This window comes from Serratia sp. H1w (assembly GCF_000633355.1).
Lineage (GTDB): Bacteria > Pseudomonadota > Gammaproteobacteria > Enterobacterales > Enterobacteriaceae > Chania.
In genome coordinates this window covers 28403-45996 of record NZ_AYMQ01000042.1, presented here as the reverse complement: position 1 = coordinate 45996, position 17594 = coordinate 28403, and the positions used below count along the sequence as shown (strand labels likewise).

The 17594-nt window shown below is 50.3% G+C and carries 28 protein-coding genes; all 28 read left to right on the top strand.

Annotation, left to right across the window (positions count from 1 at the left end):
* The first annotated feature begins 551 nt into the window (after positions 1 to 551).
* The 28 genes from U869_RS0108315 to U869_RS0108180 all read left to right on the top strand — a co-directional run bounded on the left by U869_RS0108315 (position 552) and on the right by U869_RS0108180 (position 17591).
* Positions 552 to 1148: a DUF1367 family protein gene (locus tag U869_RS0108315; protein WP_025118817.1), complete on the top strand. Its 597-nt coding sequence runs from the start codon at positions 552 to 554 to the stop codon at positions 1146 to 1148.
* Positions 1149 to 1521: 373 nt separating this feature from the next.
* On the top strand, positions 1522 to 1821 hold the full coding sequence (locus tag U869_RS0108310; RefSeq protein ID WP_029987172.1) for a DUF1364 domain-containing protein: 300 nt from the start codon (positions 1522 to 1524) through the stop codon (positions 1819 to 1821).
* The gene (locus U869_RS0108305) at positions 1818 to 2486 is read left to right on the top strand and encodes a bacteriophage antitermination protein Q (protein WP_025118815.1); all 669 of its coding nucleotides are present in this window, start codon (positions 1818 to 1820) and stop codon (positions 2484 to 2486) included. Before U869_RS0108310 ends, U869_RS0108305 begins: the two co-directional genes overlap by 4 nt.
* A gap of 108 nt (positions 2487 to 2594) precedes the next feature.
* Positions 2595 to 2873, top strand: a complete 279-nt coding sequence (locus U869_RS0108300) for a hypothetical protein (protein ID WP_025118814.1) — start codon at positions 2595 to 2597, stop codon at positions 2871 to 2873.
* Between the two features lie 103 nt (positions 2874 to 2976).
* The gene (locus U869_RS0108295) at positions 2977 to 3324 is read left to right on the top strand and encodes a phage holin, lambda family (RefSeq protein ID WP_025118813.1); all 348 of its coding nucleotides are present in this window, start codon (positions 2977 to 2979) and stop codon (positions 3322 to 3324) included.
* Positions 3311 to 3709 carry a M15 family metallopeptidase gene (locus tag U869_RS0108290; RefSeq protein WP_025118812.1) on the top strand — a complete coding sequence of 133 codons (399 nt, stop codon included), beginning with the start codon at positions 3311 to 3313 and terminating at the stop codon, positions 3707 to 3709. The genes U869_RS0108295 and U869_RS0108290 overlap by 14 nt, the downstream gene beginning before the upstream one ends.
* Positions 3706 to 4065 carry a DUF2570 family protein gene (locus U869_RS0108285; protein ID WP_025118811.1) on the top strand — a complete coding sequence of 120 codons (360 nt, stop codon included), beginning with the start codon at positions 3706 to 3708 and terminating at the stop codon, positions 4063 to 4065. The genes U869_RS0108290 and U869_RS0108285 overlap by 4 nt, the downstream gene beginning before the upstream one ends.
* The gene (lysC, locus tag U869_RS32870) at positions 3965 to 4285 is read left to right on the top strand and encodes an Rz1-like lysis system protein LysC (protein WP_369795027.1); all 321 of its coding nucleotides are present in this window, start codon (positions 3965 to 3967) and stop codon (positions 4283 to 4285) included. Before U869_RS0108285 ends, lysC begins: the two co-directional genes overlap by 101 nt.
* Positions 4260 to 4598 carry a hypothetical protein gene (locus U869_RS0108280; protein ID WP_025118810.1) on the top strand — a complete coding sequence of 113 codons (339 nt, stop codon included), beginning with the start codon at positions 4260 to 4262 and terminating at the stop codon, positions 4596 to 4598. The genes lysC and U869_RS0108280 overlap by 26 nt, the downstream gene beginning before the upstream one ends.
* A gap of 349 nt (positions 4599 to 4947) precedes the next feature.
* A complete protein-coding gene (locus tag U869_RS0108270) occupies positions 4948 to 5457 on the top strand; it encodes a ParB/Srx family N-terminal domain-containing protein (protein WP_025118808.1) in 510 nt (169 codons plus the stop codon).
* Complete coding sequence (locus tag U869_RS0108265; protein ID WP_025118807.1) at positions 5454 to 6068, top strand: hypothetical protein; 615 nt, start codon at positions 5454 to 5456, stop codon at positions 6066 to 6068. The genes U869_RS0108270 and U869_RS0108265 overlap by 4 nt, the downstream gene beginning before the upstream one ends.
* Before the next feature lie 2 nt (positions 6069 to 6070).
* Positions 6071 to 6325 (top strand): hypothetical protein, encoded by a 255-nt coding sequence (locus U869_RS0108260; protein ID WP_025118806.1) that lies wholly within the window; start codon positions 6071 to 6073, stop codon positions 6323 to 6325.
* 9 nt (positions 6326 to 6334) lie between these two features.
* Complete coding sequence (locus U869_RS0108255; protein WP_025118805.1) at positions 6335 to 7381, top strand: terminase small subunit; 1047 nt, start codon at positions 6335 to 6337, stop codon at positions 7379 to 7381.
* Positions 7359 to 8666, top strand: coding sequence for a terminase large subunit domain-containing protein (locus tag U869_RS0108250; RefSeq protein ID WP_037408080.1), 1308 nt, complete (start codon positions 7359 to 7361; stop codon positions 8664 to 8666). Before U869_RS0108255 ends, U869_RS0108250 begins: the two co-directional genes overlap by 23 nt.
* 3 nt (positions 8667 to 8669) lie before the next feature.
* On the top strand, positions 8670 to 10046 hold the full coding sequence (locus U869_RS0108245) for a DUF4055 domain-containing protein (protein WP_025118803.1): 1377 nt from the start codon (positions 8670 to 8672) through the stop codon (positions 10044 to 10046).
* 2 nt (positions 10047 to 10048) lie between these two features.
* The gene (locus U869_RS0108240; RefSeq protein ID WP_025118802.1) at positions 10049 to 11161 is read left to right on the top strand and encodes a hypothetical protein; all 1113 of its coding nucleotides are present in this window, start codon (positions 10049 to 10051) and stop codon (positions 11159 to 11161) included.
* Positions 11162 to 11173: 12 nt separating this feature from the next.
* Entirely contained in the window at positions 11174 to 11464 is a 291-nt protein-coding gene (locus tag U869_RS0108235) for a hypothetical protein (protein WP_025118801.1), read from the top strand.
* A 137-nt stretch (positions 11465 to 11601) separates the two neighbouring features.
* Entirely contained in the window at positions 11602 to 12363 is a 762-nt protein-coding gene (locus tag U869_RS0108230) for a DUF6651 domain-containing protein (protein ID WP_025118800.1), read from the top strand.
* A 95-nt stretch (positions 12364 to 12458) separates the two neighbouring features.
* A complete protein-coding gene (locus tag U869_RS0108225) occupies positions 12459 to 13601 on the top strand; it encodes a P22 phage major capsid protein family protein (RefSeq protein WP_025118799.1) in 1143 nt (380 codons plus the stop codon).
* A 43-nt stretch (positions 13602 to 13644) separates the two neighbouring features.
* The gene (locus tag U869_RS0108220) at positions 13645 to 13887 is read left to right on the top strand and encodes a hypothetical protein (RefSeq protein WP_025118798.1); all 243 of its coding nucleotides are present in this window, start codon (positions 13645 to 13647) and stop codon (positions 13885 to 13887) included.
* Positions 13888 to 13898: 11 nt separating this feature from the next.
* On the top strand, positions 13899 to 14381 hold the full coding sequence (locus tag U869_RS0108215; protein WP_025118797.1) for a DnaT-like ssDNA-binding protein: 483 nt from the start codon (positions 13899 to 13901) through the stop codon (positions 14379 to 14381).
* A gap of 1 nt (position 14382) precedes the next feature.
* On the top strand, positions 14383 to 14733 hold the full coding sequence (locus U869_RS0108210) for a hypothetical protein (RefSeq protein ID WP_025118796.1): 351 nt from the start codon (positions 14383 to 14385) through the stop codon (positions 14731 to 14733).
* Position 14734: 1 nt separating this feature from the next.
* Positions 14735 to 15319: a hypothetical protein gene (locus U869_RS0108205; RefSeq protein ID WP_025118795.1), complete on the top strand. Its 585-nt coding sequence runs from the start codon at positions 14735 to 14737 to the stop codon at positions 15317 to 15319.
* The gene (locus U869_RS0108200; protein ID WP_025118794.1) at positions 15316 to 15729 is read left to right on the top strand and encodes a DUF4128 domain-containing protein; all 414 of its coding nucleotides are present in this window, start codon (positions 15316 to 15318) and stop codon (positions 15727 to 15729) included. Before U869_RS0108205 ends, U869_RS0108200 begins: the two co-directional genes overlap by 4 nt.
* 35 nt (positions 15730 to 15764) lie before the next feature.
* Positions 15765 to 16421: a phage tail protein gene (locus U869_RS0108195; RefSeq protein ID WP_025118793.1), complete on the top strand. Its 657-nt coding sequence runs from the start codon at positions 15765 to 15767 to the stop codon at positions 16419 to 16421.
* Positions 16422 to 16465: 44 nt separating this feature from the next.
* Entirely contained in the window at positions 16466 to 16813 is a 348-nt protein-coding gene (locus U869_RS0108190; protein ID WP_025118792.1) for a phage tail assembly chaperone, read from the top strand.
* A 47-nt stretch (positions 16814 to 16860) separates the two neighbouring features.
* Positions 16861 to 17115, top strand: coding sequence for a DUF1799 domain-containing protein (locus U869_RS0108185; RefSeq protein WP_071998216.1), 255 nt, complete (start codon positions 16861 to 16863; stop codon positions 17113 to 17115).
* A gap of 179 nt (positions 17116 to 17294) precedes the next feature.
* Positions 17295 to 17591, top strand: a complete 297-nt coding sequence (locus U869_RS0108180; protein ID WP_025118790.1) for a hypothetical protein — start codon at positions 17295 to 17297, stop codon at positions 17589 to 17591.
* Positions 17592 to 17594: the final 3 nt, after the last annotated feature.

Genomic DNA, 17594 nt, shown 5'->3' with positions numbered 1-17594 from the left:
GGCGGGGAGTAATCCCCGCCACTCTGTTGTTGAGTATGAGCTCTCAAGCACCCAATCATACCAAACCTGCCCCGGCGGGTTTTTTTGTATCTAATCAATTACATATCACAATTAGCCATAGACATAGTGTGCCATCGATCGGTTAAAACGATCGAAGTTGCAATATCGATCTACGTTACCTATTAGACAAGGCAAATCCAGCGTCTTTACTGAAACATGTGAATCCTAATTCCATGGTGTTTCGCCTCGACAAATATTCTAACTTATTGAGGTGAAATATGATTTATGAAAACTTTTTGCCTGAGGCTCTCTGCTTTAGTGGCCAGTTTCGTGTGGATTCAATCACAGATTGTATCTATGTCAGCGATATCAAGACCAACAGACGTATAGCTTTAAGCTTGGAACTCATGCGGCTATCGCCATCCGAGCTTTCAGAATTGTTAGCGCAGGTTGGTGTGGAACAGGGGAAACGGCCCGCCGAATAGTGTTATAATACTCAAGTCAGCCTGAACATCTGGCAACCTGAGCACTGCGCTATTCCAGAGGTTGAAATGGCGCAGTTAATACAATTAGTGAAATCCGCACCTACAATCCTGACCCCGGCAACGAACGAGGCCAGCGATTTTTTGCAACGTGTGAAACTCGGCGAGTGGATACAGGCCGAGTTCAGGCGCGTACGTAACTATCAATTTCACAAGCGTTTTTTCAAACTCCTGCAATTTGGCTTCGATTACTGGACGCCAGTAGGTGGTACTTTGACGTTGCCAGAACGGCTACTTATCGACGGCTTTGTTAATTATCTCATTGAAATGTCAGGTCAACATGGCGCAATAATCAGCGCTGTGGCTGATGATTATCTATTCAAAGTGGGCCAACTGCGTTCCAAAGAGATAGCCGTTCTAAAATCGTTCGAACCATATCGGGCTTGGGCCACCGTTGAAGCCGGTTACTACGATGAAGTGATCCTACCCAACGGACTGCGCCAGCGAATACCCAAATCAATCTCGTTCGCAAAGATGGATGAGGACACATTCCAGGGGCTTTATAAGTCTGTTTTCAATGTCTTGTGGAATTTCATTCTCTCCCGCAGTTTCCGTTCCCGCCAGGAAGCCGAAAACGTCGCCTTGCATTTGCTGGAGTATGCATGATGAAAAAAACTATCTGCATGTTCTGTGGCTCGCCATCGACGTTGCTGTGCGATGGTTACCTTGGGTTTCCGCCACACTCTAGTGACGAAAAGTTTATCGATCCCCTTCATCCGTATACATGTGATGCGCCGATGTGTAGCAATTGCGCAGAGCAAAAAGGGAAAATGCATATTTGCCGCCGCAGGCATGGATGCATTGTTGAAACGATTGATTACTGCCCTATTTGCATCATAGTTTTGCCCCCATACCCGTTACACAACCGCCGCCTGATTTTCTCTCATGAACAAGCGAAAACAATACGCGAAGCCCATTGGGCTGGGTACTCAAACGACTATCAAAAAAGCCTAAGGATAGAACAGGGAGGAGGTCAACAATGTCTCGACCTGTGAACCTACGAAAAGCAGCACAAGGCCGCGAATGTACTATACGCGTGCCTGGTGTGTGTTGTTTCGATCCCGATACCAGCGTGCTTACACATTACAGACTGGCAGGGCTATGCGGGACGGGAATCAAACCCAATGATTACGTGGCAGCAATAGGCTGCAACCGGTGCCACGACGCCGTAGACGGAAGAATTAAAACTGAATTTACTCGCGAAGAACTCAAGCTAATGCACGCTGAGGGAGTATTTCGCACGCTTGAAATCTGGAAAAAAGAAGGTTTTATCGGATGAACGAACAACAACTTGAATATATCCGTATACGGCTACGATCAGCGCTGCTAGATGATTCCGGAGGAACAAAAGGGCAACTGGAAGCATTCAGAGAACATCCCCCAGTAGATAAAAATGGTCATGTAAGGCAAAGACTGCATGTTGTAGAACTTGAAGGAGGCCGTAAAGTAAAGGCAGAGAATACCGCAGTTTATGTTATGGAAACGCGCAGCAGACGCCAGCCGTTTCCTCCGATGAATGAATTTGCGTATGCACATTGCGCATGGCGCCGCGCCGTTCACCAACTTAACGAACCCCAGCAAGCCTGGCTCAAATACTGCTATGGATGGGATTTGAGTTTCAAACTACAAACCCTGATTTGCCAACATGTCTGGGAAATCTACGAAAAGCAGCTGGTGGGCTCAAGACTACAGAAGCGGGTTAAACTGCGGTTAATATCGCTGGTCTGGCTGGCAGTGCAAGATGTAGCTGCGAAAAACTGGAACGATGGGTACCGAGAGTATGCCGCATCGACACTGTCGAGTTTGATGTCGATAACCCGCGAAACTTGGTATCAAACTTATGCAGCACCTTGGCAGGCACTAAAAGCGATCGCAACGAACCTAGACGAAGAGGCATTGATTGATACCCAAGGAAAGGTTGGTAGTCATTACGCAGAGGATTGATATTGTAAAACCTGACACTTTATGCCATATTTAAGCCTACTTTTGATATATTGCCAAAGTTATAAGAACCCGCCAATGAGCGGGTTTTTGCATTTCTGGAGCATAGTTATGTCACCACGCGTCATTGAGCAACTTGTATTCAGACCCGCCAGCGAACTACCAACCGCTGACCTTGATGGAAAGGACGTGTTAATTCTCAACCCCTGTGATGGCTGGCATGAGGGACACATTCGAGCTTGTGAGGAAGACGGTGAGGTTTATCACGTTGGCATTTACACTTTCATGATGGATGAAATGACACCCCATGATTTTTACGTTGCATGGGCGCTGTTGCCGGATAGCATCGTACTGAGTGAAAAGTTTGAGGCAGAAAAACGCCGTTGGTAGTGACGTAAAGAAAATCCGTAATATGGCCGGTGATATCGGTCCTCTTCAGGCTGCGCTAATGCGTGGCCTTTTTCATTTCTAACGCCCAGCGGGGTAAGGAATTATGCAAATGCCAAGTAATCCCCATAACTGGGCAGATTTAAACGAAGTGTTGGCGTCATGGTGGCGCGGCGATGTGCCGATAGGCGGCGTTGTAATGGCTATTGTAATGGCTGTTTTGCGAATGGCCTACTCTGGCAGTGGCTGGAAAGAAACAATTTTAGAAGGGCTTATGTGCGGCGCTGTAGTCCTCACAATCTATTCGGTTCTGGACTTCTTCGATGTTCCAAAGGCTTTAACGGTAGGGATCGGCGGCTTTATCGGTTTTGTTGGTGTGAAGAAGTTGGGCGCGTTTTTATCCGGTTACGTGGGTAATCGGTTTGGCGGGGGTAATTCAAATGCAGACAAATAATTTCAGATTCAGTAAACGCAGCGAGGGGAACCTCGTGGACGTGAATCCAGCGTTGGTCAAAGTTGTGCGTCGAGCGCTGGAGATCACCACCGTCGATTTTATTGTTATCGAGGGGTTCCGCACCGCAGAACGGCAAAAACTGCTGAAGGCTGCGGGAGCTAGCAAGACGTTGGACAGCCGACACCTAACTGGTCACGCGGTGGACCTATTCCCCGTTGGTGGTGACTGGAATAACTATAAGTGCTGGCTACCGGTACTTGATGCCATGCACCAGGCAGGCAAAGAACTTGGCGTAAAGCTGCGTTTTGGTGTGACGTGGGCAGATAACCCACGCGATAAACCGTCCCGCTTCTTGGATGCGCCGCATGTGGAGTTGCCAGCATGATACAGCTCACACGCTACGGCCTGTTCGGTGCGCTGTTGGTAGCTATCTGTCTGGGCGGGATTAGCGCTGTACTGAACCACAGGCTCGATAATGCCAATGAAGCTAACCAGACGCTTAGCAAGGCTAACGAAGACCTCAATGAAGCGGTGGCAGATCGTGATGAAACGATCACTGCGCTGAAAGGGTCAATCGACGCTGACCGGCGTGCTACCGAAGAGCAACTGAAAATCGAACAGCAGAAGAGGGCAAAAGCCGATGCTGAAAACCGAACGTTACGCAAAACGTTGGAGTCTAGCGACTGTGGCAATCAGCGTTTGCCTGATTCTGCTATCGGCATCCTGCGCCGAGAGGGTTAAGCCTGCACCGGCCCCGCAGATTATCTACGTGTACCCGCCAGCGGTATATACGCAGTTATGCGAGAAAACCCCGTTCACTGGCTCAACGTTCGGCGATGCTGTCATTGCACTACAGGTGGCCCAGGGTGAGCTGGATATATGCGCCTCTCGTATCGAGGGGCTGATTAAGTGGCAACAAACAATCGGGAAAGAAAATGGAAAACCAACACCGCAAAATTAAAGGCTATCGTGAGCTGAGTCAGGAAGAAATTGATCTGATGAATCGGATCAAGGCTAAAGGAGCTGAATTGCTGGCTCTACAGGCCGAACTGGCTGGACGCCTGAGCACTGATTACGATGTTAAGTTGGCCGCTGCGTGCGATGCGCAGCGCGGTACCGGCTTCGATGTATATCAAGGCACGTCAGATGAGGCGCAAGAATTCCGGCGCTACATGTCGGCAGAACCTCAGCGCTGGGCTGCGATCGGCAAGACCGACATTCAAACCGGCATCATGGCGCTGGTGCGATCAGTGGATCAACCAACGGGCTGTTAAGCATTACAGGTGGCATTCACTGAGTGTCACCGATAATGCGCGAGCAAAGCTGCAGGCAACACCCATCCGGCCCACCCTGGGCACTGGTTGCCAGTGGCTTTTTTATTTTCTTCTGCTTTTTTGAGTTGGCCGAGCGGGAATTCAGCACAAACGATCTGTTTTCAATAGTGGTGATTAAAAAATTCTCGGGGCTGGTATCGAAGAGGCTAGCAGAAAATTCTATTTGGAAGGTGGGCGACCGCCAGTAGTTGGAGCTACTGACGATCATTCATACCCACACGGAGGTCATGAGTACGAACCAAGGCCCACTTGCTTGTACAAGCAGGGCCATAGTATTGGATCCTCGCAAATGACCACAGTAAAAAAACAGGAAAAACTTGCAATTGTTTATAAATCACTCAATTCGATGATGGTTTATGCGAAAAACGCGAGAACCCACTCGATGGAGCAGGTGGAAAAAATAATCGGGAGCATAAAAAAGTACGGATGGACCAATCCGATCCTGCTCGATGAATCTGGGGAGGTGATCGCCGGCCACGGTAGATTGCTGGCTGCGGAAAAAATCGGTTTTGATCCGGTACCCACGATCACGTTGTTTGGTCTGACGGATGCAGAAAAAAAAGCTTACCGCCTGGCGGATAACAAATTACCTCTGGATGCCGGTTGGGATATTGACCTGCTGACAATGGAATTGGGTGATCTGCTGGCGGAAGGATTCGACCTAACTCTGACCGGATTCAGCGCAGAAGAGATCGACGACATGCTTAATGTTGATTTCTCTCCGGGTGATGAAGGCGACCAAGGCAAGCTCGACCAACTGGAAGAAAAGCTGTGTCCACACTGCGGGGGTGTCTTATGACTGCTCTCACCGTGGATTGGGCAACCCACAAAGCAGCTGCGCATGCTTGCCTGAATTGGCATTACGCAAAAGCGGTACCGGTCGGAAAGTTGGTAAAGGTCGGCGCATGGGAAGATGGCCAGTTTATTGGTGTGGTGATATTTAGCCGTGGTGCCAACAATCACATTGGCCAGCCCTATAGCCTTAAGCAAGACCAAGTATGCGAATTGACCCGCGTAGCCCTGAGGGAACACCAATCACCAGTCAGCCAGATATTGGCAAAGGCGATTAAATTCCTGGCTGCGGTTTGTCCGGGCCTGCGGCTGATCGTCTCCTACGCTGACAAAGACCAAAATCACCACGGGGGCATCTATCAGGCGACCAACTGGATTTATGAAGGTCTGGTCGGCGCAGGAACGCTGGGCGCATTCATCGTCAAAGGTAAAAAAGTCCATCCGCGCAGCGTAGCGGCAAAGGGCGTAAAGCAAAGCATTGATGCCGTTCGTCAGCACCTGGATCCCAACGCGCAAGAATTTAAAACGTCAGGGAAACACAAATACCTTATGCCCCTCGACAAGAAAATGAAAAAAATCCTCATCGCTCGCCATAAGCCATATCCCAAGAGGGTGTAGCCATGGATAAGCCGACGCTCGACAAAATCGAGGCATTGGCCGGGCGTGGATTATCAGAGCAGCAGATAGCCGACGCATTGGATATCGACATTGAAGAAATGCGCACAGATAGGGAAGCGATCGCCACTTACCGCCAGGCAGTACGAAGGGGGAAAGCTAAGGGGGTTGCTGACTTATCGAACGCACTTTACATCAAGGCCAAGAAAGGCGACACGCGAGCCATGATTTTCTTGTTGGAGCATTTAAAACCGAAGTGAGTAAGCCGCATGAGCAAATTGGATGGGGGCGAACTGAAACGTGATTATTGTGCTGGTCTGCTTTCAATCCAAGATGTGGCAAAAAAGCACGGTATAGCGAAAACCACGTTAATCGACATGGCAAAGAAGCACGGATGGGAACGTAAAAAAAAACCGTCCAAAACTCCGACCAAAAAAACCGACCAACACAAAAATGGTCGGACGGTCGAACCAAAGGCTTCACGGTCGGAAAAACGGACGGGATCAGAACAAGGGAATAGCGACACGGATTTATCGATAGACCCTGATGATTATGGATTAACACTGCAACAAGCTTGGTTCGCTCACTGGTTCGTTGTAACCAAGAGCAGGGTTGAGGCATACAGACGCGCTGGGTATCGATGCGAAGGAAAGAATGCCTACTTTGGCGCATCGCAGGTATACAGAAATATTAAGGTTTCCAAAGCAATTCGTGACCTTGAAGCAAAAGCTTCGAAACGTTATCAGGCCAATCTCGATGAACTGGTTGATCAACTGGTTTCCATCATCAATGCCGACCCAAGAGAGTTATCTCATTTCCGCCGAGTTAACTGTCGTCACTGTTGGGGAGAGAACTTTTTTTACCAATGGATCGATATTAATGAGTACGACACTGCTGATGCTAAGGCAACGGCAGAAAACAAACCTAAACCTCAATATGGCGGTGTGGGTTTTGTCGAGAATGCGGATCCTAACCCTGATTGCCCACGCTGTAACGGTGAGGGCGTTGGGGAAACGTTCTTTGCTGATGTGCGGGATCTTCAAGGCCATGCGCTTCAGTATTTTGCAGGGGTAAAGGAAAGCAAATTCGGGATTGAGATCCTTACAGAAGATAAAAAAGCGGCACGTGCGCAACTGGTACAACTCCTGACATTCCAACGCACGGAGAAATTGCAGCAACTGCAGATAGAAAACCAACGTCTGGTTAATGCCAAGCTTGCTGCTGAAATTGGTGACGATGACGACGAGCCGCAGCCGGTGGCAATAAACATCAATGTTGTTGATGCGCGAGGCGATACTGATGAACCCGACGCTTAATATTCCTCAGGCTCGCTTTTTGACTATGCCGCATAAATTCAAGGCTTACGTAGCAGGCTTTGGTAGTGGGAAAACGTGGGCCGGTTGTGCAGCGATGTGCAAACACTACTGGGAACATCCCAAAATTAACCAGGGGTATTTTGCCCCTACATATCCTCAGATCAGGGATATTTTCTACCCGACGATTGAGGAAGTGGCTTTTGATTGGGGGCTAAAGCTACGCCTCAACGAAAGCAACAAAGAGGTGCATTTCTATTCTGGCCGTCAGTACCGGGGCACCACAATTTGCCGTTCCATGGAAAAGCCATCAACGATTGTCGGTTTCAAGATCGGTAATGCGCTGGTGGATGAAATGGACGTCATGAAGTCTGAAAAGGCCACGGTGGCATGGCGGAAGATCATTGCGCGTATGCGTTACAACGTGGACGGGTTACTCAACGGGATTTCGGTCACCACCACGCCAGAAGGTTTTAAGTTTGTATGGCAGCAATTCGTTAAAGAGGTGCGGGATAAGCCCGAGCTGGCTACGCTCTATGGTCTTATTCATGCCAGCACCTACGATAATGAAAAAAACCTGCCTGCTGACTATATCCCGTCGCTGCTTGCCTCATACCCAGGGCCATTAATCACGGCATACCTTCGCGGTCGGTTTGCCAACCTGACGAGCGGCACGATTTATCATCAGTTCGACCGCAAGAAAAACGACTGTGGCGACGAGGAGCAGCCAGGTGAATCACTATATATCGGAATGGATTTCAACGTTGGAAAGATGGTCGGTATCGTCCACGTTCTGCGTGATGGCCTGCCACGAGCTGTAACGGAAATCATCAACGCCTATGACACACCCGACATAATTCGCATCATCAAAGAGCGCTTTTGGCTCTATGACGGCAATGACTACCGGAAGGTGCGGGAAATTTATATTTATCCCGATGCTTCCGGTGATTCTCGCAAATCCAGCAACGCCAGCACGACCGATATTGCCCAGCTTAAGCAGGCTGGATTCAACGTGGTGGTCAACGATGCTAATCCGCCTGTTAAAGACCGGATCAACTCCGTAAACGCCATGTTTTGCAATTCCAAGGGCGAACGCCGCTATCTGGTTAACGTGAAACGCTGCCCGGTTTATACCGAATGCCTGGAGCAGCAAGTTTGGGATGAAAAAACAGGCGAACCGGATAAAAAATCTGGTAAAGACCACGCCAACGATGGCGGCGGATATTACATCATCAAGCAGTTCCCCATCATTAAGCCGCAAGGCAAAGTTACCAAACTACGGATGTAAACCATGGCCGATATTTCAACCCCGCTCAAAGCCGTTACTGCGATGGAAGCTGATTGGGATTTGGTAGATGCCTTGATGGGCGGTACCAAAGCCATGAGGAACGCTGGCGAAACGTACATGCCTCGCTGGCCCAATGAAGAGGTAGATGATCATAAATGCCGCCTCGCGGTGGCAACGCTGTTACCCGTACTCAAGGAAACCATCATCAACCATGTAGGCCGTGTGTTCAGCGAACCCTCGGTGCTCAGTGATGAAACACCAGAGCCAATCAAAGACTATGCTCACGATTTTGATATGGCCGGCAACCAGCTTGACGTTTGGGCACAACAGTTTTTCGCTTTGGGGGAACGTTACGGATTGATCCACGCGCTGGTGGATTACCCGAAGACCCAAGGGGCAAAAACTGTGGCCGAGGAAAAAGCCAGCGGTGCGCGCCCTTACGCCGTAATTATTAGTCCGCGTCAGGTGATCGGTTGGAAGTCCGAGAAAAAAGGCGGTGCAGAGGTTCTCACAGAACTGCGCATTAAAGAGGTCATCACTGAAGAGGATGGCGAGTGGGGAGAAAAGGAAGTCACTCAGATCCGATTATTACGCCCCGGCTATTGCGGTATATACCGAAAAAAGGCAGATGAAAAAGGGGATAACGTTTGGTTTGTACATGAAGAATGGGAGACAACAGCAAAACGGATCCCGTTGATAACGTTTTACACCAACCGAACCGGATTTATGACGGCTGAGCCGCCAATGCTTGATTTGGCGCACCTCAACGTCAAGCATTGGCAGAGCCAAAGTGATCAGGACACCATCTTGCACGTTGCCCGAGTGCCGATATTGTCGGTGTACGGGCTTGCAGAGGGGGAAGAACTTACCGTGGGTGCTTCTTCTGCAATGAGATTTGAAGACCGCGCTAAGCATGGTGTCGAATACACCGAGCATACTGGGGCGAGTATAAAAACAGGGCAGGATTCACTCGATGATCTTGTTGAACAGATGCGCATGGCCGGAGCAAAACTCCTGCGCAAAGAAAACACATCAACAAAATCGGTTGATCAGACCCAGCATGAAACCATGCAGGAAGATAGCCCACTGTTCACTATGTCCTCGTCGTTAGAGGATGCCCTGGATAACATCCTGCAATACATGGCCGAATGGCTGTGTCTTCCCGATGGCGGCAATATCGATGTGCGTACAGAGCTGGAAACCGCAGGGAATACATTTAGCCCACAATCAGCCTTGGCAATTCAAGCACTGCGCCAGGGTGGGGATATTCGCCGGATTGACGCTGTCAGGGCTTATCAGCAGATTGGTATTATTGACCCTGATGTTAAGGCTGAAGCGATCATTGATGAGTTGATCAACGCACCTGACTTCATGGAGTAACCATGGAGACGATTAATCAGCGATTGTTCGATGAAACGGTAGCCCACACGCTTTTTGTTTCTCGATACGCAACTGGCGTTTCTGCTCGGATGGTGAAATTACTCAACCAGGCCGACGCTGAATTGTCTTCTCGGCTAATCATGGCCCTTGATGACCTTCCGCCAGATAGCTTCACTATTCGCCGCCTGGAGGCGTTACTGGGTGGTGTGAAGGACATCAACCAGCAGATTTATCGAACCCTCTACGCTTCGCTTGCTGATGAACTCAACGATTTCAGCAGCCACGAGGCTGGTTTTCAACTGAGTTTGTTCGATTCATTGTTGCCTGATGTGGTAAAGCAGCGCTGGCCACTGATGGGGATAACGCCTCAACAGGTATACGCGGCCACCATGGCGCGGCCGTTCCAGGGGCGTTTGTTGAGTGAATGGGCGGATAAACTCGAATCTGACCGCATGCAGAAGATAACCAATGCAGTGAGCATGGGTTACCTGCAAGGGGAAACGGTCGACCAGATTTATCGGCGTGTTCGTGGTACCCGTTCCCGAAACTATCAGGATGGTGTTTTGCAGTTTGGGCGGGCCAATGCAACCAGTGTAATAAAAACGGCGGTGAATCATCTGGCCGCCGTGGCTCGTACTGAGTTCGCCACGGCCAACTCAGATGTTATTGACTGTAAGCAGTGGTGCAGCACCCTCGATAATCACACGACACCAACGTGCATCATTCGTGATCGCCTGCGCTATACGCTCGACAACAAGCCAATAGGGCATAAGGTGCCGTACGGTGCAGGGCCAGGGCGGATCCATTTCTGCTGCCGTTCTACTGAAACCCTGGTGGTGAAGTCGTGGACGGATTTGGGTATTGATGCTGATGACATGCCGGAGGGAACACGCGCCAGCATGGATGGTCAGGTGCCAGCAAATACCGATTATCGTGATTGGATATTACGGCAACCCTTCAAGCGGCAAGTTGAGGTATTTGGAGAGATTCGCGCCAGGTTGTTGCGAGATGGCGGCATGCACCCCGCAGATTTTTTCAGCGATAAGGGGGAAAGGCTCACCTTACAGCAGTTGCGAGAAATTGACGAACAGGCGTTCTTGGACGCTGGAATATGAGAGGCTAACTTTATGAAGTGCAGAAAAAAAGCTGTAGTGGTAGATGCAATCCAGTTTATTTACTCAGAGCAGGCTTTAAAACAACTCCATGCGTTCTGTGGAAGCGCTTTGGGTGACGTAGTCAAAGCTCGGCACCCGGAAGCTAAAGCGGAGGCACATATCAAGACACTTGAAGATGGCCGAAACAATGAATGTAAGCACATTGCTACGGAAGGTGATTACATCATTAAAGGGGTAAAGGGGGAGTTTTATCCCTGCAAGCCTGACATTTTCCATGAAACCTACGATGTTATTGGTGAATAGCCAAAAATAGACGTATTGGCTACCAACCCATAAGCCCTGGATTAATCGCCAGGGCTTTTTTATACCTGCCGTTTAGCGGATGCGATATGGCGAACGGGCGGAAGCCTAACTGATGGCCGGAAGGCTGGAGAACCACAATGAAATTGAAAACCGTTGAAGTTAATGGCGTGACGTATGCAGTGATTGAAAGCGGCCACCCGGTTTATACCCATCCGGACGGCAAAGAAATCCCTTTTGATGCTGCACAGGCCACAGGGAAAATTGCTTCTCTCAACGCTGAGGCTAAAACGCATCGTGAAGCGAAAGAGACTGTGGAAACCCAGTTGAAAAAATTTGCGGGTATTGACGATCCAGTCAAGGCGTTGGAAGCGATGCAAACAGTTTTGAAAATTGACCAGAAAAAACTCATTGATGCAGGCGAAGTGGATCAGGTGAAAGCGGCGATCACCAAGGAATTCCAGACAAAACTCGATGAGTCAAAGCAGGAAAACGAAAAACTGTCGAATATGCTCAACACCGAGATGATCGGCGGGCGCTTCAATGGCTCCAAATATATCGCTGATAAATTGGCGATCCCGGCTGATTTCGTTCAAGCCCGTTTTGGTCAGTCCTTCAAAATTGAGGATGGGAAAGTTGTGGCCTATGACGCGGCGGGCAACAAAGTGTTTTCACGCGCCAAGCCAGGCGAACTTGCTGAGTTTGACGAGGCACTTGAGCACCTTGTCGAACAATACCCGCAGAAAGACCACATTCTCAAAGGTACTGGCCACAATGGAAACGGCACACCACCATCACAATTCCAGCAAGGCCAGAAAACCATGAAACGGGCGGCGTTCGATGCACTTTCCCCTGCGGATCGTGTAGCCGCTGCAAAAGACAAGATCACCATCGTTGATTAACCCATTTTTGCCGAGACCTGGATAGGGATCGGTGCCATGGCTGGATAGCCAAAATCTCAAACCATCCCTAACCAATTTTTATAGGAAACATTTAAATGGCTAACACTCTTACGGGCCTAATCCCTGATTTTTACGAGGCACTGGACGTTGTTTCTCGTGAGATGACGGGTTTCATTCCTGCAGTATCCCGCGACTCCAGCATTGAACGTGCTGCATTGCACCAGCCAGTACTTGTGCCGGTCACCAATCCAGCAAAATCAGCTGACAACACCCCCGGAGTAACGGCCCCGGACTCTGGCGACGATGTTGTTGATCACGTTGAAGTGACCATTTCCAAGTCGAAGCACGTTCCTGTTCGTTGGAACGGTGAGGAAACGCGTGGGTTACAAAATGCTGGTACCTTCTCCACCATCCAGGCAGACCGCTTTTACCAGGCGATGAGAACGCTGGTTAACGAAATGGAATCGGATCTTTGGGTGGAAGCCTATACGAATGCTTCGCGAGCCTATGGGACCGCTGGCACGACTCCATTTGCGAATGCGGCCGACATGACCGATTTTGCGGGCGTTTTGCGCGTACTGGAAGAAAACGGTGCACCAAAAACCGATCTGCAATTGGTGCTAGGCCATGGTGCAATCGGCAACCTGCGCGGAAAGCAATCTGGCCTGTTTAAAGTCAATGAGGCCGGTTCTTCCGACATGTTGCGCAATGGCATGACAGACCGCGTGATGGGGATGGCATTGCGTCATTCTGACCCTATTACCTTTGTGAATAAAGGTACTGGCGCGGGTTACCTGACCAACGGTGCATTTGACCCGCTAAGCACCAACATTGCGTTGGATACCGGTACGGGAACCATTCTTCCTGGCGGGATCCTGAATTTTGCCGGTGATACTAACAAGTATGTTGTCAACAAGGGGCTGGCGGGTGGCACAGTATCTATCGGGCGACCGGGGATGCGTTTGCCGCTGGCTGATAATGTCGCGGTTACGCTGGGTGCTGGATATACGCCAAACGTGGCATTTGCACGTTCTGCGATCGTGCTTGCTACTCGTGCGCCAGCACTTCCAAAAGGTGGCGACTCAGCTGACGATCGGATGATTGTTACTGACCCTAAAACCGGGTTGTCATTCGAAATCGCTGTTTATCGCCAATTCCTGCAAGTCGTATATCACGTGCGACTGGCCTGGGGTTACCGCGCGATCAAGTCAGAGCATATCGCTGTTCTGATGGGTTAATGAAAATAAGGGGCTTCGGCTCCTTTTTTATTGAGAGGTCGTTATGGCGGGATTAACTAAAGCGCAGCGGGCTGAGCGGAAATTGCTTGCTGCTAATGCCAATGGAAGCTCGGCTGCACCTGAGCAGCCACCTGAGCAGCCACCTGAGCAGCCACCTGAGCAGCCAGAACTGCTCGCAATGGTTCGAGATGAACCAGCGTTTCCCGGTGGCCCTGTCGCTGCTGACGTGCACGCTGATGAAATCGAAGATTGGATTTCTCACGGCTGGCAATTGGCCGAGGAATAGCGGAGTAGGCCATGCTGGATACTGAAATTCACTCCGACGGATTCAACAGTTACGCCTCGCTGGATGAATGCCGAGATTACGCTGCTGGGCGTGGGCTTAAGTTGCCTGAAGAGGATGAAGAGTTATCAACGTTGATGCTTCAGGCGATGGATTATCTTGAGGGGAAAGGCTGGAAAGGTGTGCCGGCTGTTTTCGGCCAGAATCTGGCATGGCCCCGCGCTGGTGTAGTTCGTGATTACCACCGGCTGCCCAGCAATAGCATTCCGATCCAGGTAAAGCACGCGCAGTGCCGGTTGGCTTTCGAGGCACAAGAAATGGATTTGCAGCCATCCACGGAAAGCGGCTCCGAGGTTCTTTCCGAAGCGGTAAGTGGGGCGGTCAGCGTCAGTTATGCGGAGGGAACCCGTAAGGCTCAACCTTCGTTCGCCGCAGTCAATGCGTTGTTACGTGGGCTTTGCATCGGCTCCGGCCAAATAGCCGTTGTCAGGGGGTGATATGGCTATCGATTATCGCCGTATGCGGGCGACTGCGACCCGCTTACTGAAAGAGAATGGTGCAGAACACCCATTTACTCGCGGCGCTACAGTAAGCCGTGAGGCAGGCAAGGAGGTTCGACAGGCAGAGCAAAACGGTACTGTGATCGGTGTAATAACCGAATACAAACCGAGTGAGATCGATGGCTCGTTAATCCTGGGTGGTGATGTGTTACTCGTGGCCACATACGAAACCGAAATCCGTGTCGATGACCGGATCGAGGTGAACGGCAAAAAATACCGAGTAGTGCATCCGCATCCGGTAATGCCTGGACCCATCCTGATTTGCTACCGGGCGCAACTGAGGGCGTGAGATGTCCGAAAATGAAGCATTTTTGCAGGCTATAACGGCATTTGTCGATAAGGCAAAGGCCAATCAAGCGCAGGTGGTACGGGCGACCAGTATCCGGATACTGGCGCAACTCGTGCAGATGTCGCCTGTTGGCAATCCTGAACTTTGGGACGTGAATAGCACTGCGGTAGCTTACAACCAGGCTGTTTTTGATCACAACGAGGCCCAACGACAAGACTCAGCCAACCTCACCCCCACCGGGAAATTAAAAAAGCGTGCTCGGGTTTCTGACAGTATGGGGATCCGGGCACCACCAGGTTATAGCGGGGGCCGGTTTCGCGGTAATTGGCAGGTGTCCTTTGATTCGCCAACTGATGGCGAAACAGGGCGGATCGATAAATCAGGCAGTGCGACGCTGGCTGCTGGCAACCTGTTGATAGAGCAATTCCGCATTGGCATGCAGGCCATTTACTTCGTGAATAACGTCCCTTATGCCTATCGGCTGGAATTTGGGCATTCCACTCAAACGCCAGGCGGCATGGTCCGTATCACTGCCGCAGACTTCCAGCGGCATTTCAGCGCCGCCGTATCGGAGATTGAACCGTGAGCCACACCCGCATAGCTGCGTTGCTTGAGGCCCGTTTGGGCGAATGGGCAGACGCACACAACATTCCTGTTGCCTGGGAAAATATCGTAATGGATCCACCCGATGGTCTGTATCTGCAAGCCTACGCCATGCCTGCAACGACAACAGCAATCGACCTTGCGGAAAAGCTGCATGTTTTGCCGGGTGTTTGGCAGATCAACGTTGTTGCGCCTGCTGGTGATGGTACAGGCCCCGCAAGGGAATTAGCCGACCAGATCGCCGCGTTGTTCCCCTTGGGCATGGTACTGACCGAAGGCCCTTTATCCTGTTACATACACACCCCGCCGACCGTTTACCGGGGCATTCCCTCAGATACCCGCTATGTAATCCCGGTCAGCATGAGTTACCGCGCTGACATCATCACTCACTGACCGCTGCGGCGGTTTTTTTCTATCTGGAGATAATCATGGCTTTTGCATTACCGAATGGGGCCGTTGTATTTGCGGGTTCCAAAATGGCCGCCGCGTTGCCGACAACTGCTGTCAGTAACGCAAAAGGGGCTGTATTCACGGTCGCTGGCAGCACGTTGGCCGCTGGTGACATTGTATTAATCAAATCAGGGTGGGGGCTGATCGATAACCTGGTTGCCAAGGTCACCACCGCTACAACAACCGCCGTCACTATCGGATCACTTGATACCTCTGACGTTAACTTTTTTCCAGCGGGTGCTGGTGCAGGCTCGTTGACCAAAGTCACTGAATGGACGCAGATCCCGCAGATTACCGAGGTAGCCGCATCAGGTGGTGATCAGCAGTATGTGCAGATTCAATTCCTGGAAGATGACCGCCAACGCAATCTGGCCACATTCCGAGCGGCGAAAACACAGACGTTCACCTTTGCGCATGATTCCACGCTGGCGATCTACAGCGTTCTGCTTGCTGGCGATCGTTCGGGCGATATTTTGCCGTTTTACATGTATGTGCCAAAGGCGAAAGAAACCCGCTATTGGTCTGCTATTTCTTCATTCGACCCGCAGCCGGCTACCGCAGTGAACGCGGTTGAAACAGTGCAGGTTTCACTCGCCGTGCAATCCCGCACCATGACGTTCTACAAAGACAAATAATTCACTGGGGCGGCAGTTGCGCCCCACTAATCACAGGTGTCGACATGAAATTTACTCTTACCCCTAACCCAACTTTTAAAATCGATGTGACCATTCCCCGTGCCGGGGCCGAGGATGGCGTTCTGACATTCACGTTCAAGCATAAAACTCGTGCCGATCTGGAGGTGTTGGAAAAAAACTTGCGTGAAGAGTCTGAAAAACTGGGTGAAGCAGGCAAGCACAGCAATGCGCCGATGGTGGATTTTGTCAGCGAAATTGCCATTGGTTGGGCGTTGCCGGAAAAATTCACGAAAGAAAACGTTATGGTGCTGCTGGAAAACTACCCGCGAGCGTTTGACTCAATCGCACTGGCATATACCCGCGAATTAATGGCTATTCGTGAAAAAAACTAACAGCGGTTGCCTCGGCATTCTATACGCCTGAACCCTCACCGGAAGAACTGGCCGCCTTTGGGCTAACACCGGAAGACGTTGAATCAGACCCGGTAGAAGTGCTCCCAGACGTTTGGCCAGCGTTTGAAGCGTTCAGAGCTATGGCGACTCAGTGGCGCACTGGCATGAGCGGCGTCACAGGGCTTGATTACAACTGTTTGCCCTGGGTAATGAAGCTGCACGGCGTAGAGGATGAGGCAACCGCCTTAACTGATATCAGGGTGATGGAAGCGGCGGCGCTTTCAGTTATCCATAAAAATTAGGGCCATATGTTGTTTGGTGCATATGTTGTGTCGCCATCAGTACAACGTCAATGCGGTGAAAACTTTACCTTTACGACATAGCATAAAGCAATGCAGTAGAGGGCCAGTAAGTTAAATTGAGTATGATCCCCTTACAGGCCTTTCTATCTGGGGCTTTAACAAAATATCTGGAGATAGTTATGGAATTAAAATTTGAAGTCGGAGCTATTAGGCACAACCTGCGCTCAAAAAGTCAGATGAAAGGTATGCTGGAAGGTGTGAATATATTTCATGATGAGTTTATCGAAGCAATCGATACCCACATCACAGTTTCTGGTATGCCATCACCGTGCCTCGGGGGAGATTCAATCATTAAGCTTCATTATATTGAAGAGTACAGACCGGAAAGCTCGTTTGCTGATTTCTATGCACGTGCTGAAAAATTTGCGAAAGAGTACTGTGAATCACTAGGCATTACCAATAAAGCGGCCAACTAGGCC